The sequence below is a fragment of the Longitalea luteola genome, assembly GCF_017356035.1.
In the GTDB taxonomy this organism is placed as follows: Bacteria; Bacteroidota; Bacteroidia; order Chitinophagales; family Chitinophagaceae; genus Niastella; species Niastella luteola.
On sequence record NZ_JAFIQX010000002.1, the window covers coordinates 823,231 to 838,255 of the forward strand.

The window sequence follows — 15,025 nt, forward strand, 5'->3', positions numbered from 1 at the left end:
ATGAATTTGATGACTATTCTGTTGGAAGTTCAGCCCGGTTATGGTGCAATTGGCGCTAGCCTTGCTGCGATTGGTGCCGGTATCGGTATCGGTCAAATTGGTAAAGGCGCTGTTGAATCTATTGCCCGTCAACCAGAAGCTACCAACGACATTCGTGCTACCATGATCCTGGCTGCGGCCCTCGTAGAAGGTGTTGCCCTTCTGGCTGCTGTTGCCGGTCTGCTGGCTGTATTCCGCTAGTAGGTGCGCACGTAAAAACAGTACTGCATTCAATGCAAAGGGCGGCGAATGCAGTATTTTTCTCTGAAAAAGCAATACAATACCATAAATATTAATTTAAAATGGAATTACTTACCCCGGATTTAGGCTTATTGGTGTGGAACTTTATCGCATTTTTGATCCTGCTGATCATCCTGAGAAAATTTGCCTGGAAGCCGATTTTGAAATCACTGAAAGAGCGTGAAACCGGTATTGCCGATTCACTGGCTACAGCTGAAAGGGTAAAAGCTGAAATGGCGCAATTGAAAAGTGAGAATGAAGCATTGCTTGCCAAAGCCCGTGAAGAAAGAGCGCAATTGCTGAAAGAGGCTCGTGACACAAAGGACAGGATCATTGCAGAAGCCAAGGAGCAGGCAAAGGTTGAAGCCAATAAGATCATTGCTGATGCCAATGCGGCTATTCAACAGCAAAAGATGGCTGCTTTAACTGATGTTAAGAATCAGGTTGGTACGCTGGTAATTGAGGTAGCAGAGAAAGTGTTGCGTCGTGAGCTGACTGATAAATCTCAGCAGGAAAAGTACATCAAGCAACTGGCTGAAGAAGTAAAACTCAATTAGATAATGTGATAATTCGATAATGTTATAATGAATCATCTTTCGTTTGGCACATTACGAGTTTCACAGGTGAGTATAAAAACAGTTATAATAATAGCGAAATGTGCTGATTGTTAGGAGACCAGATATTAGGGTCATTATCAAATTGCCACATTAGCAAATTATCACATTAAGTTTATGCCCAATCCACGTTTAGCGGCACGCTATGCAAAAAGTTTGATCGACCTGGCAAACGAAAAGAACCAGGTAGAATCAGTGTATAACGATATGCTGTTTTTGCAATCGCTTTGCAAGGAAAGTCGCGACTTTTTAGTGCTGCTGCGGAGCCCGGTTGTAAAAGCCGATAAAAAAGGAGCTATTGTTGAAGCGGTTACCAAAGGCAAGATCAGCGAACTCACTGCCGGTTTTAACCGCTTATTGATCAATAAAGGCCGTGAATCGAACCTGCCCGAGATCATTGTTTCTTTTATCGATCAGTATAAACAGCAAAAAGGTATTCATACCGTTAAGCTTACCACCGCTGTTCCTATTACCGAGGATGTGAAAAAGCAGATCATTGGTCAGGTGCAAAAACAGACCAGCATGAATAATATCGACCTGAAAGCAACGGTTGATGAAGATATCATTGGTGGTTTTGTACTGGAAATAGGCGATCAGCTGGTAGATGCCAGCATTGCGTATGATCTGAACAAGATCAAATCGCAATTCATGAATAATGACTTTATTTATAAAATTCGCTAGTAGTAAATAACAGGTAGCGAGTAGGGCTGTTCCTACTGCTGCTCACCACTAGCCACTAACTAATAAAAAACTATAAACGGTTATATATGGTAGAGATTAAACCCGATGAGATATCTGCGATATTGCGTCAGCAATTGAGCAACTTTAACGCAGCTGCCGACCTGGAGGAAGTGGGTACTGTACTGCAGGTGGGTGACGGTATCGCCCGCGTGTACGGTTTGAATAACGTACGTTCTGGTGAACTGGTTGAGTTTGAGAATGGTGTACGTGCAATTGCCCTTAACCTCGAAGAGGATAATGTGGGTGTGGTATTGATGGGTGAAAGCGGTGATATTAAAGAAGGCGCTAAAGTACGCCGTACCGGCAAGATCGCTTCTATTAACGTAGGCGAAGGCATGCTGGGCCGCGTGGTAAATACATTGGGTGAACCCATAGATGGAAAAGGGCCCATCGCCGGCGATAGATTCGAAATGCCCCTGGAGCGTAAAGCCCCTGGTGTTATTTATCGTGAGCCGGTAAAAGAACCCCTGCAAACAGGTTTGAAAGCGATCGACGCCATGATCCCCATCGGCCGCGGACAACGTGAGCTGATCATCGGCGACCGCCAGACTGGTAAAACAGCCATCGCTGTTGATACCATCATCAACCAGAAAGAATTTTATGCAGCCGGCAAACCGGTTTATTGTATATATGTTGCCATTGGTCAGAAAGCATCAACTATTGCCGGTGTGATGAAGACCCTGGAAGACAATGGCGCTATGGCTTATACAACCATCGTAGCTGCGTCGGCTTCTGATCCGGCTCCGTTACAGTTCTATGCGCCATTCGCCGGAGCTGCCATTGGTGAGTACTTCCGTGATACCGGACGTCCTGCCCTGATCATTTATGATGACCTGTCGAAACAGGCCGTAGCTTATCGTGAAGTGTCATTGTTGCTTCGTCGTCCGCCCGGTCGTGAGGCTTACCCTGGTGATGTATTCTACCTGCACAGCCGTTTGCTCGAGCGTGCTGCGAAAGTGATCAACGATGATTCTGTGGCAAAGAACATGAACGATTTGCCCGACTCAATAAAGCACCTGGTTAAAGGCGGCGGTTCACTGACTGCCTTGCCGATCATTGAAACACAGGCCGGTGACGTATCTGCCTACATTCCTACAAACGTGATCTCGATCACCGATGGCCAGATATTCCTGGAATCGAACCTGTTCAACGCAGGTATTCGCCCGGCCATCAACGTAGGTATCTCCGTAAGCCGCGTGGGTGGTAATGCGCAGATCAAATCAATGAAGAAAGTGGCCGGTACGCTGAAGCTCGACCAGGCCCTGTACCGTGAAATGGAAGCCTTCTCTAAATTCGGTGGTGACCTGGATGCTGCTACGAAACTGGTACTTGATAAAGGTGCCCGTAACGTGGAGATCCTGAAACAAACTCAATACACACCATTCCCTGTTGAAAAACAGGTAGCGATCATTTACCTGGGTACACAAGGTTTGCTGCGTGAAGTGCCTGTTAAGAGAATGAAAGAGTTTGAAGAGCACTTCCTGATGGAAATGGAGAACAAGCTGCCTGAAGTACTGGGTGAATTCAAAAAAGGTAACTTACCCGATGATGGTATTAAGAAGATGGTTAATCTGGCCAACACCCTGATACCTCAATACAAAGCATAACATACTTTCTTAAACGATATGGTAGCCATCCCGGTTTCGGGGTGGCTTTTTTTATGCGGAACGCTGAACGCAAAACGCTAAACGCCGAACGCTAAACGCCGAACGCAAAACCGGCCTGCCGGCTTGCTTCGCGAAGACGCAGCAGGCAGGCGCCAAACGCTTCGCTCAAAAGGCATTATCACATTAGCAAATCATCACATTAGCACATTGAGGTTCGCGTTTTCCCCGGTGTAAAAAAAATTGCAAAAAAGTAATATTACTATTGCACAATCAAAATTCAGTTTAGATATTTGTACCTGATCAGTGAAGCTGGTCAATCTCACCCAATCTCCTTTTAGAACCGTACCTGTTACTCCTGATGTTATTATTTCCCCAATGTTCCGTGAAAACTACCTGATCTTTTACCAATTCTCCTGTGAATTACTGTATTCCGGTCCCTTAAAATGTATCTGTGCCAAGCATGTACCTTTTGAAACACATATGTGGGGTTAATTCGGTTATATGTGAACTGATTGTAGCGCTGATTCTTGTAATATCTGCATGTTTGTCTTCTTTTACTGCTAACGCCGGTGCCATTCATCAACTACCGGTAACGCAAGGGCCCGTAATAACTGCCAGTAACGGCAATGTAAACACTAATTTATTTTTTTCTGATATAGCTAAATGCAACAATGCAGTTGCCGGTATGCAACTAATGGCTTTATAAAGCCGGTTGCGCATACCCAACCAGGGGTAAGTGAGTTACGTATTAAAGTAGTGTGCAGGTTGTTGGCATTGACAAATAGGGTAATAAGGAGGGATTGTAAATCAATAAAGTATAGCATTTGAAGCAGTTTAAAACGGGGATGAAATGTAGTGCATGATGCAACAATCCACATTCAAATGGTGTAATAAGTGTTATGTATGTATAAAGTACCCTGATGGATAATTGTCCCTTAAGGAAAGAGATTAAAGTGTTTATTTTAAAGGGTACGATCAACAACGCCGTCCCGTTTCTACGGGAGGGTTTTTTCTAAAATTCACTCCATTCCTATCAGAATACCTCAACCGAAATTCAATCATCTTAAGGCAAGTCATAACTGGCGACGAACAGGGCTAGCGTCAAAATCACAAGAAACGGATTACAAGTAGCAAGCATCAAGGTGCTGAGCCAATGCAGGCGGAATTGAAAATAAGGCTTATGGCTGCACCCTCGATCTTGCATCTTCGATAAACAGTTTATTTTAAAGGGTACGATCAACAACACCGTCCCGTTTCTACGGGAGGGCTTTTTTAAGGCTACATTGTATAATTAACATTTTGCCCGAACCAGGATAGCTTGTGCTTGTGCGCTTGCGTCCCCGGGGTCAATATAAAGATTTTATTTAAAGGGTACGATCAACAACGCCCTCCCGTTTCTACGGGAGGGTTTTTTAGTATGTATCCCGTACCTGAGGTGGGTTGGAGATGAAAATGTATTAAAAGAAGAAGTCCGAAAGCGGCTTTCAGGGAAAGCCACTTTCGGACTCTTTTTATTATTCAATCTTCCGGAATCTCGATTAGTTCTTGATCATTTTCTTCTGGAAGATCTGTTCATTGCCAGCTTTCACATCCAGCACATAAATGCCTTTCACAAGACCAGCCGGCAGATTAATGCTGATCGAATGGCTGCCGACACTCAGCTTTTCGGTTGTTGTGTACACTTCTCTGCCGGAGAAATCTACGAGGCGGATGCGAACAGTCTCAGCCGATTTTAACCGCACCTGCACATTGATATTCCGGTCGAAAGGATTCGGCACCGCTTCAACATCCAGTTCCTTGGCATTTAACCTGATAATACCTGAATAGCTATAGCTGCCACCTTTTTGTACAACCTTCAGGCGATAGTACCTAACGGTAGCAAAAGTATGTTCTGCATCAGTATACTGGTAGGCGTTGGCCGATTGATTATTACCCTTGCCTGCTACTTTGCCGATAGTACCGAACGCTGTTCCATTACTGGAGAATTCTACTTCATAATAAGCAACATTTTCATCGCCGTTCATGGTCCAGTTCAACACAGACTTGTCCTCATTGAGACTGCCTTTGAATTTCAGGTTTGTTAAAGGCAATACACCATCTGAATAGAAGCAGGTAGGCGTTTGACCGATATTGCCGGGATCGCTTGAGTTAACAAACATTACGTTGCCATCTGCATCATACAGGGTGATCCTTGACTGGTTACAAACCTGTCTGTTGGGTTCGGTAACTACCCGGAATGTTACCACGGCGGCGTTTACACCACCTGGTCTTACAATGCCAGGGTCTTCACCCACACTATTAACGAGTCTTCCGCCCGAAACTGCAAACGGCATAGTGCCACTCACATCAGGAACAAACGTGCCATTTAAACGGGTGGTATTGGCCAGATAGGTTGTGCTGGGTGGAATATAATCATACATGTATACGCCCGCCGCATTGATGTTACCGATGTTGGTTACGGTAATGATATATTCAACCGTGTCGCCGCCAACCACTGTGCTGCTGCCATTGATGTTCCGGTATGTTTTGTCGGCAATGATCGAGCTTGCCAGTACAGGGAAACCACAAGCGGTGTAATCACCACTGGTATACACATCGGTGTTAGATGAATTGATCCTCGTTGCCTCCATTGTTTGCAGATCGAGCCTGTATACATCATGATATGCTCCATTGATGTATACATTACCATTCGCATCTATCGCCAATGACTGCGAAGTACCGGGGAATGGGTTTACCCGGCCCATAAAGGTGGCAACCCGGGTAGTGGGGTTGATCTTGTACATGTTACTGCTGTTGGCGATCAGGTACAATTTACCAGAGCCATCGGCAAAGAGGTCTCCACCAGCTTCGTCCCTTACGTTTCTGCTGCCGTTTGTCGACGCATTGTTCAATTGCCCCAGCCGCACGATCTCCGGAATGTTTCCGGGTAGGATCCTGAACCGGATAAGATCCCGGGCATTAGAGGTCAGCGCGTAGAAATAGCCATCAGAGCCCTTACCCATACGGTTTATATTCCAGCCGTCATTGGTATTTGTTTCCAATTGATAGCCTGTATATCTGTAAATGGTATCAGTGTCCAGATCATAATAACAAAGCGGTGGTTGGGGATCACTGCTATTATTAACAAAATAGATCCTGTTGCTATCCCTGTCATAGGCTATGGCGGCAGAACCGTTCAGTAATTGTACTCTCTCTCCGCCTGGAGGATCTGTAGGCCGTTTAATTCTGGCTTTGGTAAATGCGTCAGCCTGCGGGGGAGCACCAAAACCACCAGGCCCCTGGGCAAGGATAGGCCCACCTGTACCATCATCGGTATTTACAATTCTCAAATAACTGTACGTGGTACTATTACTGGCACCATCAACAGGGGTCACCTGATAAACCACATTACAGGCATCGTCTTCCGTAATGTCGGTATACACCGTATTCGTAGCCTGAATGGTAGCCACCATGTTCTGGGTGGCTTCAATGGTGGCATTGTTGAAGATCCTTCCTCCATTGGCGGTTACGATCACCCTAAACCTGATCGTGGCTGTTGCATTAGGCGCCAGAATGCCCGAACCGTACGTGGGCGAATTAATGTACCGGCCGCTTCCTGCAAAAGGCATAACACCACTATTGTCAGCTATTGCTGCACCATTTAAAGTAGTGGAGCCTGGTACATACCTTACACCCGCGGGTACGTTATCGTATAGCCGGGATGCGACAAAGTTTTGTGAAGTAAGGTTCCTTACGGTGATGGTATATATCAAAACGTTACCAACCATGGCGGTAGTACCATCGCCTCCCGTAGAGAAATTCTCCATCGTTTTAACAAAATCCAGCACTGCTTGTGCCTGCGTACGCGCCTTAAAGCCCAATAGCAATAAGGCTAAGAGCAACGCTCTCATTGGGTAGAATTTTAAGTTCATAGGTTCCGGATTTACACATGAAAGTTTTCAAAATTAAATTCAGTCATTAATTATGAAACAGGCCTCGCTCTGCTTCTTTAATTATAACCTTATAATCAAATTGTATTTACGTTTTTACTTTTGATTGCATTGGCCACAGGTTTTTAAGTTAATATCTATAGTTATCGTATCCATTGTCTTAAGATCTGTCTACAGTTTATTGTTTTCTATCAAAGGTTTAAAGGTGAACACTAATACTTCAGCCACTAATGATTTTGACCAGATGATCATATCCGATAAAACAGTAGTGAAAAAGGAAAATGTAAGAAAGGGTAGCAGTTTGGCTATACAGGAAGGTGTTTCCTGCACCATGGCGGGTAATGGTACTTGCAGTGCATAATTACCTGCTAGGGTAATCGGGCAGCTAATTGCATCTAAAAGAATAGATGCCTGTAAAGGAGTTCCGATCCTTTTCATAGTTTTCAATACGGATATAACATTTAAAGGCGATAGTTAGCGCTTTTTCGCCAATCGTACAACGCAAAAGCCACATCGATATTTTACATGGAACCACTTAAGTGGTTTACGGATAATATATTAGTATCAATTAATTATCAAAATAGGCTAGTAATCAAATCCCAATAAATTGTTGCCAATTATATATAAATGGAAAAACGACTCAAAAGTATGGCAGTCAATCACTTATAAACAAATTGCTGGTTTTTCCTGATTTTGGACGAATGTGGAAAAGTTCTTAAAAGTAATTTGGTTTATAAATTAAACCAGTTTACGTTTGGGTGCAAATCTACACCATGCTACCGCTTTTGCCATTACTGGTTTTACTCTTATCCTTCCTCGCCGGTTCATCACAAACTGTCGTTTCAGGGAAAGTGAAAGACAACAGAGGGCGCCCGATACAGGGAGCCAGTATTACCATTAAAGATACCTATGATGGCGCCACTACCGACTCTTTAGGCGCCTATCACTTTAAAACAACCGAAAAGGGCGAGCAGATAATCCTGACGACTTCCATCGGCTACAAAATACAGGAACAAAAACTAACTATCTCAGGCGCTGCCATGCAGCTTGACATCGTGTTAAAGCAGGAGCCCAATGAATTAACCGCTGTTACCATCACGGCCGGTTCCTTTGAGGCAAGTGATACCAAACGCGCCACTGTTTTAAACCCCATTGATATTGTAACCACTGCCAGCGCTAATGCCGATGTTACCGGCGCCATACGAACATTACCAGGCGCCCAGCAGGTAGGCGAGAGCGAAGGTTTATTTGTGCGCGGAGGTACAGCCCAGGAAACAAAAGTATTTATAGACGGAACCCTGGTAAACAATTTCTTTTTCAGCAGTGTGCCTGACATCGCCCAACGCGGCCGCTTTTCTCCTTTTATATTTAAAGGAACCGTTTTCAGCGCAGGCGGGTATTCTGCCTTATACGGTCAGGCGCTTTCTTCGGCCCTGATTCTGGAATCGGTTGACCTGCCCGAGCAATCTTCAGCCAGTGTAGGTATTTCAACGGTTGGACTGAATGCCGGCTTTCAGCAGTTGTCGAAAAAAAAGAATGCGAGCTGGGGCGTCAATTACAGCTATGTAAACCTGATTGCCTACTTCGCAGCTGTTAAACAACGTCCTGACAATTTCAAGATCCCTGCCTTTCACAACGGCGAAGTGAATTTCCGCATAAAGACATCTAAAACCGGTATGCTGAAATTTTATGGGTACTTCAACTTTAATAAGCTCGGTTTGCGCAGGCCTGATATTGATTCCATTGATCTGAAAAATGCTTTTAGACTTACCAACTTCAATATATATGGGAATTTGTCGTGGAAAGAAAAGCTGACCAATAAATGGCATTTGTACATGGGCGCCTCCTATAGCACCAATACCGATAAGATCGGCAACGAACTGCAGGACCAGTACAATGCGCCCGTGATGCTATCAGTTGAACCATATGACACCAAAAGCTTTCAGCTGAAAACGAATGGAGATCTTGCCCAAATTAAAACCGTGCTGGAAAGGCGACTGTATGGTTTAAGCGCCATTCGCTTTGGCGGCGAGTATATGTACTTTACCGATAAAAATATTTTTTTAAACGAATATGCAACGAACGATATTTCAACCGCCGACGATCACTTCAAAGCTGCGTTTGCTGAAGCAGACCTTTATGTGACCAACGACCTGGCAGCTAAACTCGGTGGCCGTTTTGAGCATAGCTCCCTACTCGAAAAATCAAATTTGGTGCCCCGCGTGTCACTGGCCTATAAGGTAGGTAATAAAGCGCAGGCATCGCTGGCCTATGGCATTTTTTATCAAAAACCGGAAAAGGATTATTTCCTGCGTGGGTATGCCTATAACGACCTGTTATACACAAAAGCAACGCATTATATTGCCAACTACCAAAAGATAAGTAAAGATTACACCTTACGTATTGAAGCGTTTTACAAGAAATACCATGACCTGATAAAGACCTACGGAAACAATAATAACGGTATGATTGACAGCATCGGTAATGGCGGCTTTGGCGATGCCAAAGGCATAGAGCTGTTCTGGCGCGATCGTAAAACTTTTAAGGAAGTTGACTACTGGATCTCTTATTCATACCTGGATACCAAACGGGATTACCTGAATTATCCTTACGCCATTCAGCCAAATTTTGCTGCCAACCATACCGCCAACCTGGTAGTGAAAAAGTTTGTCGCCAAATGGAAAACGCAGTTTAACGGTTCCTATACATTCGCCACTGGCCGTCCTTATTACAATATCCGGTACAACAACAGCAGCGGCAAGTACCAGATTGCCGACCAGGGAAAAACCATTGCCTACAATAACCTCAGTATTAGCGTAAACTATCTGCCAACCATTGGCAATACAAAAGCCAGGAAATTTGTAGTATGGGTCTTTTCCGTCAATAATGTATTAGGCAGCGACCAGGTATTTGGTTATAATTATTCTTACAATGGTTTGAGAAAAGATCCTATTCTGCCCACTGCCCGGCGATTCTTTTTCCTGGGGTGTTTCCTGAGCTTTGGTGTTGACAGAAGTGATGATGTGATCAACAGTAATTTATAATGCTAACAAATAAAAATTAACCATCATGACAAAAATGTTCTTTGTACTGCTGTCGCTTGCTATAGCTTCGCAGGGGATTGCACAAAGCGAAAAGTTCACTAAAGCAATGACCACCACCATTACACAAATGGATTCGGCCAAAACCGCCGATGATATGCTGGCCGCATCGGCTGCCTTTGAACGTATTGGCGACGCCGAAAAAAATCAATGGCTGCCGTATTACTATGCATCATTGAGCCAGGTCATTTATGCGTTCATGAAGAACGATATGAGCAATAATGACGCCTTAGCCGGTAAAGCAGCACAATTACTGGACAAAGCCGATGGCCTGCAGCCGAATAACTCTGAAATAAGCTGTGTAAAATCGATGATCGCCACTTTGCGTATGCTGGTAAATCCGCAACAGCGCTGGCAGCAGTATGGCGCAACGATACAGCAGGAACTGGACAATGCCAAAAAGCAGGATCCAACCAATCCAAGGCCGTATTACCTGCAGGGTCAGAATTTACGCAATACACCTGAACAGTTTGGCGGCGGCTGCAACAGTGCGAAACCCCTGCTCGAAGAAGCTAAGAAGAAATATGAAGCGTTTAAACCTGCATCAACCATAGCACCTAACTGGGGCAGGGATCAGGTTGAAAAAACGTTGGCTTCCTGCAAATAAGCGGGATCGTCCACGCGTTTATTTGCAAATGCGTGGACAATTTTTTTCTGGTAAAATTTCATTATTTCTGGTAGCCCAGGGGCTGTAGAAATTTAAAAGATCGAACCTTTAGCAGGTGTCAGGTTGTTTTAATTAATAGGTTTGAAAGCAATTGCAATGGAGTTTAAAGATCTGGATCCCATATTACATTCCCAGCTGCGGTTGGCAGTTGTTTCACTTCTTATTAGTGTGAAGGAGGCCGAGTTTACTTTTATCCGGGAAAAAACGAATGCAACCGCCGGCAATCTGAGTGTGCAGATCAATAAATTAAAAGAGGCCGGCTATATTGAAGTTGTAAAGCAGTTCAAAGATAATTACCCGCAAACCATGTGTAAAATAACATCAGCGGGTATCGCTGCTTTTGAAGAATATGTAAAGAATCTGCAGGCCTATCTGGGCGTAAAAAAATAAATAACCCCCACCTTTTGTAAGGCAGGGGTGTTTATACCTGTGAAACTACAATATTATTCCTTGATCAGCTTTACCATCATTCGCTCTTTACTGTTTACCGTAACGTCGAGCGTGTAGGCGCCGGGTTGCAGGTTGCTGCTTCCTTCCATGATAAAGTTATGTGCGCCCGCATCTGCTTTTGAGGTTTTGTTCATCACAATGGCCCCATTGGCGTTTAAGATCTTCAATGCAACATAGCTGCTTTCATTTAATTGGGTGGTAACGGAAATATCGTTTTTTGCGGGGTTAGGCGTAACGCTCACCATTTTCACGGCAGGGGTGTTTAACACGCGTACTACCAGTAACCTGCTCGTGGCCACTTTGCCCATGTTATCATACTGCTTCAGGCGATAATATAGGTCTTTTTTAAGTGCAGTGTTCTTGCCTACTTCGTCGTAAAATGAGTAGATGTTTCTTTCCGTTGATCTGCCCTGGGCTTTCACTGTTCCGGCAGTTTGCCATTTGCGCCCATCGATGCTTCTTTCAATTTCGAACCTGTTGCTGTTGAATTCATAACCGGTTGCCCATTTCAGCAGCACCTGTCCGCCGTCGTTGTACAGGCCCGCAAAATCATTCAGGCTTATCGGTTCATCAGGGAAGATCAGTTTAACTGTAGCGTTTTCTGAACATAGGCGTCCATAGCCATTGTCGCACACTTTATAAGTGAACGAGGTGGTATTTCCGGTAAAATCAGCATTGGGCGTAAACGTGAAGCTGCCGTCACCCCGAAGTTCCACCTTGCCATCCGGTGAAGTGGCTATCAGGTATGCATTGATATGGTCGCTGTCGGCATCTGCGTCATTCACGGTAACCATACCAGTGGCTGTATGATCGGGTAGTCCGGTTATATGATCATTGACAGCTACGGGTGAGGTATTGCATCCATCTGCATAATGTAATGGTGCGGAAACTGCAAACTCATCTATGGCGATGCGACTGGTGCCGCCCGTACCCTGGTAGTTGAGATATACTTTATAAATGCCGGGTTGTGAAAGCGTGAAAGTTCTTTCGTAGTTGTATAAAGAACCTGGAGTGATCTGCGTGCAGCTCAGGCTGTCAAGTTGTTTTACGACAATGTTATTGGGATCGGTTAAATAAATTTTGACCCATCTGCGGGTGCCTTTTTCAAAGGCCTTGTCGAATTGATAGGTGAAAGAAATTTTGATCTTATCGGCCACATCCAGGACGGGTGTATAAACACCGGTATGTTGGTTGGCTGTAATGGTTGATTTTGGTACCAGCCAGCCATTGGTTTGAGTGTTGGCGCCGGTTATGTCCAGATCCGGCAATGTCCAGCAATGATTTTGCAGGTATCCTTTCAATTGCGAGAGGGCGACCCCGTTCCTGGAGTTGAAGTTTTCAGTAACCTGCGCCTGGTTGGCGGTGCCCAACAGGCAGGTTACTACCAATAGGCAAAATATGCGCTTCATTGTTTAAGTTTCAGCGATTAATAAATAAATACGCCGATGATGGATGCGGTGATCCCTCAAGGGTATTCAAAGGCAAAAGCATTGTTTAAAGGATACAAAACGATCTGGGGAGGGTTTTACGAATTATGTGGAGCTTACGTAGGAATTGGAAGTATTTATACGAAAATGGCAGATTTCGTGAAGATATTAAACCGGCGACTTTTATGCTGAACTCTGCTATCATTCAAATAGTCAGCGGCTTATGTAGGTTTTTGGAATTTCGGTATTACGGAATTATCAGAGGATGTAGAGGAACCTTACAAATGTAACTAACGGTTTTGTCTTTTGCAAGGAGCGGTTCATAAAAATATATTTTGGTTAAATCGATCTTAATAATCGTTCTGTGCGAATAATTTTCAGTGCCGAACCATTTCGGGTTGTAATTTGTACATTTTAATAGGATATGTCTGCGATCATACAGGTTAATAATTTAAGCAAGGAATATCGCGAGGTGAAAGCCGTGAATGATATCTCATTCACGGTGAACAGGGGTGATATCTATGGTTTCCTGGGCCAGAACGGGGCAGGAAAATCAACCACCATCCGCATGTTGCTCACACTCATAACACCCACATCAGGAACCATTGAACTGTTCGGGAAAAATTTATATGCTCATCGTAAAGAGGTGTTGCAGCAAATCGGGGCTGTTATTGAAAAGCCTGATCTGTATAAATACCTCACGGCTTATGAAAATCTTTCCCTGTTTGCAAAAATGAGCGGTGTGCCGGTCACCGAAAAGAAATTAAAGGACCAGTTGGAACAGGTAGGGCTTACCGAGCGGGCGCACAGTAAAGTGCGCACCTTTTCGCAGGGGATGAAACAACGCCTGGGAATAGCCATTGCCCTCATACACGATCCGCAACTCATTATACTCGATGAGCCAACGAATGGCCTGGATCCCCAGGGTATAGCCGACATCCGTAATCTTATTTTACATTTGAGCCGCCACCTCGGTAAGACAATACTGGTATCATCGCACCTGTTGCATGAAATTGAATTGATAGCCAACCGCATGCTCATTATTGACAAGGGCAAAAAAATAATGGAAGGAACTGTTGCCGAACTGGTTGATCCCGCACGCACAATGGTGCATTTGGAAGTCACCAATCCGCAGGAGGTAGTGACCTGGTTGCGAAACAGCCGCTGGAGCAGTTGCCTGCAGGAGCAGCATAATAATATCATACAGCTGCAAGTGAATAAACCGCAGGTTCCGGAATTAACGGCTGAACTGGTAAGCGCCGGCGCTAACATTATGGCGCTGCAACCGCAAAACTCCCTGGAATCTTATTTTCTGTCATTAACAACCGAAAACCGGCATGTGGACACTTTTACAAATTGAGCTGTTCAAAATATTTAAACGGCCCCGTACCTATATCGCATTTATTGCCATTGCTGCTATAGTTATTTTGATTCAGCTTGCGCTGTACCTGGATGGTTATACCTATATTGGTTTTCTGTTACAAAGTATTGAACGGTTTAATGTGGAAGGTAAGATCCTGAACGGTTACTTTGTGTGTTATTTCATTCTGCAAACCCTGCTTATTCATGTGCCTTTGCTGATTGCGCTGGTGGGCGGCGATATGATCGCTGGTGAAGCCAATATGGGCACCTTGCGTTTGTTGATCAGCAAACCCATCAGCCGCAGCACCTTATTGATCAGTAAATTTTTGGCTGCTACCATTTACACCTTGTTGTTATTGATCTGGATGGCCATCCTGTCATTAATGTTTTCCCTGTTGGTATTTGGCTCGGGCGACCTCATGGTCTTTCAAAGCCAGGTGATCATTCAGATACCGCAGTCGGATGTGTTCTGGCGTTACCTGGCGGCGTTTGCATTTGCCGCTATTGCCATGACAACGGTAGCCGCCCTGTCATTTTTTCTTTCGCTGTTTGCCGAGAATTCAATTGGTCCCATAGTGGCGGCAATGAGCATTGTGATCGTTTGTACCATTCTCACGACCATGGACCTGCCTCTGTTCTTATCGATGAAACCTTATTTGTTCACTTCACACATGTTGGGGTGGAAAGGTTTTTTTGATATTCAGGCAACCACGGGCAATAGCGCCGTGCCGGGCAGCATTCAAAACCTGCCAGGCATACTTCGTTCGGCAGTTATCCTAATGGTTCATATTGTTGGTTTTGTAACTGCTGCCGTTGTGATCTTCAGAAGGAAGGACGTTCTATCGTGA

Annotated in this window: 12 protein-coding genes; 9 read left to right on the top strand and 3 right to left on the bottom strand. The window is 44.6% G+C overall.

Features of this window, described 5'->3' with window-relative positions; all coding sequences use genetic code 11:
• The 4 genes from atpE (at position 1) to atpA (ending at position 3,241) form a co-directional block, all read left to right on the top strand.
• Complete coding sequence (atpE, locus tag JUB15_RS07650; RefSeq protein WP_014223036.1) at positions 1-240, top strand: ATP synthase F0 subunit C; 240 nt, start codon at positions 1-3, stop codon at positions 238-240.
• Between the two features lie 101 nt (positions 241-341).
• Complete coding sequence (atpF, locus tag JUB15_RS07655; RefSeq protein WP_207511870.1) at positions 342-836, top strand: F0F1 ATP synthase subunit B; 495 nt, start codon at positions 342-344, stop codon at positions 834-836.
• Positions 837-1,010: 174 nt separating this feature from the next.
• Positions 1,011-1,574 (top strand): ATP synthase F1 subunit delta, encoded by a 564-nt coding sequence (gene atpH, locus JUB15_RS07660; RefSeq protein WP_207511871.1) that lies wholly within the window; start codon positions 1,011-1,013, stop codon positions 1,572-1,574.
• An 86-nt stretch (positions 1,575-1,660) separates the two neighbouring features.
• Complete coding sequence (gene atpA, locus JUB15_RS07665; RefSeq protein ID WP_207511872.1) at positions 1,661-3,241, top strand: F0F1 ATP synthase subunit alpha; 1,581 nt, start codon at positions 1,661-1,663, stop codon at positions 3,239-3,241.
• Between the two features lie 1,538 nt (positions 3,242-4,779).
• Here the strand turns inward: atpA and JUB15_RS07670 are convergent.
• Positions 4,780-7,131, bottom strand: a complete 2,352-nt coding sequence (locus tag JUB15_RS07670) for a T9SS type A sorting domain-containing protein (RefSeq protein ID WP_207511873.1) — start codon at positions 7,129-7,131, stop codon at positions 4,780-4,782.
• Between the two features lie 210 nt (positions 7,132-7,341).
• Positions 7,342-7,608: a hypothetical protein gene (locus JUB15_RS07675; protein WP_207511874.1), complete on the bottom strand. Its 267-nt coding sequence runs from the start codon at positions 7,606-7,608 to the stop codon at positions 7,342-7,344.
• Between the two features lie 335 nt (positions 7,609-7,943).
• Between JUB15_RS07675 and JUB15_RS07680 the strand changes: the two genes are divergently transcribed.
• The 3 genes from JUB15_RS07680 to JUB15_RS07690 all read left to right on the top strand — a co-directional run bounded on the left by JUB15_RS07680 (position 7,944) and on the right by JUB15_RS07690 (position 11,328).
• Positions 7,944-10,214, top strand: a complete 2,271-nt coding sequence (locus JUB15_RS07680) for a TonB-dependent receptor (RefSeq protein WP_207511875.1) — start codon at positions 7,944-7,946, stop codon at positions 10,212-10,214.
• Between the two features lie 25 nt (positions 10,215-10,239).
• The gene (locus JUB15_RS07685; RefSeq protein WP_207511876.1) at positions 10,240-10,878 is read left to right on the top strand and encodes a hypothetical protein; all 639 of its coding nucleotides are present in this window, start codon (positions 10,240-10,242) and stop codon (positions 10,876-10,878) included.
• A gap of 141 nt (positions 10,879-11,019) precedes the next feature.
• On the top strand, positions 11,020-11,328 hold the full coding sequence (locus tag JUB15_RS07690; protein ID WP_242696234.1) for a winged helix-turn-helix domain-containing protein: 309 nt from the start codon (positions 11,020-11,022) through the stop codon (positions 11,326-11,328).
• 53 nt (positions 11,329-11,381) lie between these two features.
• Here the strand turns inward: JUB15_RS07690 and JUB15_RS07695 are convergent, their stop codons facing one another.
• Positions 11,382-12,797, bottom strand: a complete 1,416-nt coding sequence (locus JUB15_RS07695; RefSeq protein ID WP_207511877.1) for an Ig-like domain-containing protein — start codon at positions 12,795-12,797, stop codon at positions 11,382-11,384.
• A 442-nt stretch (positions 12,798-13,239) separates the two neighbouring features.
• On the opposite strand from JUB15_RS07695, the gene JUB15_RS07700 reads away from it, so the two are divergent.
• The gene (locus JUB15_RS07700) at positions 13,240-14,175 is read left to right on the top strand and encodes an ABC transporter ATP-binding protein (RefSeq protein ID WP_207511878.1); all 936 of its coding nucleotides are present in this window, start codon (positions 13,240-13,242) and stop codon (positions 14,173-14,175) included.
• Positions 14,153-15,025, top strand: coding sequence for an ABC transporter permease (locus JUB15_RS07705; protein ID WP_207511879.1), 873 nt, complete (start codon positions 14,153-14,155; stop codon positions 15,023-15,025). Before JUB15_RS07700 ends, JUB15_RS07705 begins: the two co-directional genes overlap by 23 nt.

Coding starts and splice junctions, on each gene's coding strand:
- atpE (WP_014223036.1), top strand. CDS start 1: ATGAATTTGATGACTATTCTGTTGGAAGTTCAGCCCGGTTATGGTGCA.
- atpF (WP_207511870.1), top strand. CDS start 342: ATGGAATTACTTACCCCGGATTTAGGCTTATTGGTGTGGAACTTTATC.
- atpH (WP_207511871.1), top strand. CDS start 1,011: ATGCCCAATCCACGTTTAGCGGCACGCTATGCAAAAAGTTTGATCGAC.
- atpA (WP_207511872.1), top strand. CDS start 1,661: ATGGTAGAGATTAAACCCGATGAGATATCTGCGATATTGCGTCAGCAA.
- JUB15_RS07670 (WP_207511873.1), bottom strand. CDS start 7,131: ATGAGAGCGTTGCTCTTAGCCTTATTGCTATTGGGCTTTAAGGCGCGT.
- JUB15_RS07675 (WP_207511874.1), bottom strand. CDS start 7,608: ATGAAAAGGATCGGAACTCCTTTACAGGCATCTATTCTTTTAGATGCA.
- JUB15_RS07680 (WP_207511875.1), top strand. CDS start 7,944: ATGCTACCGCTTTTGCCATTACTGGTTTTACTCTTATCCTTCCTCGCC.
- JUB15_RS07685 (WP_207511876.1), top strand. CDS start 10,240: ATGACAAAAATGTTCTTTGTACTGCTGTCGCTTGCTATAGCTTCGCAG.
- JUB15_RS07695 (WP_207511877.1), bottom strand. CDS start 12,797: ATGAAGCGCATATTTTGCCTATTGGTAGTAACCTGCCTGTTGGGCACC.
- JUB15_RS07700 (WP_207511878.1), top strand. CDS start 13,240: ATGTCTGCGATCATACAGGTTAATAATTTAAGCAAGGAATATCGCGAG.
- JUB15_RS07705 (WP_207511879.1), top strand. CDS start 14,153: ATGTGGACACTTTTACAAATTGAGCTGTTCAAAATATTTAAACGGCCC.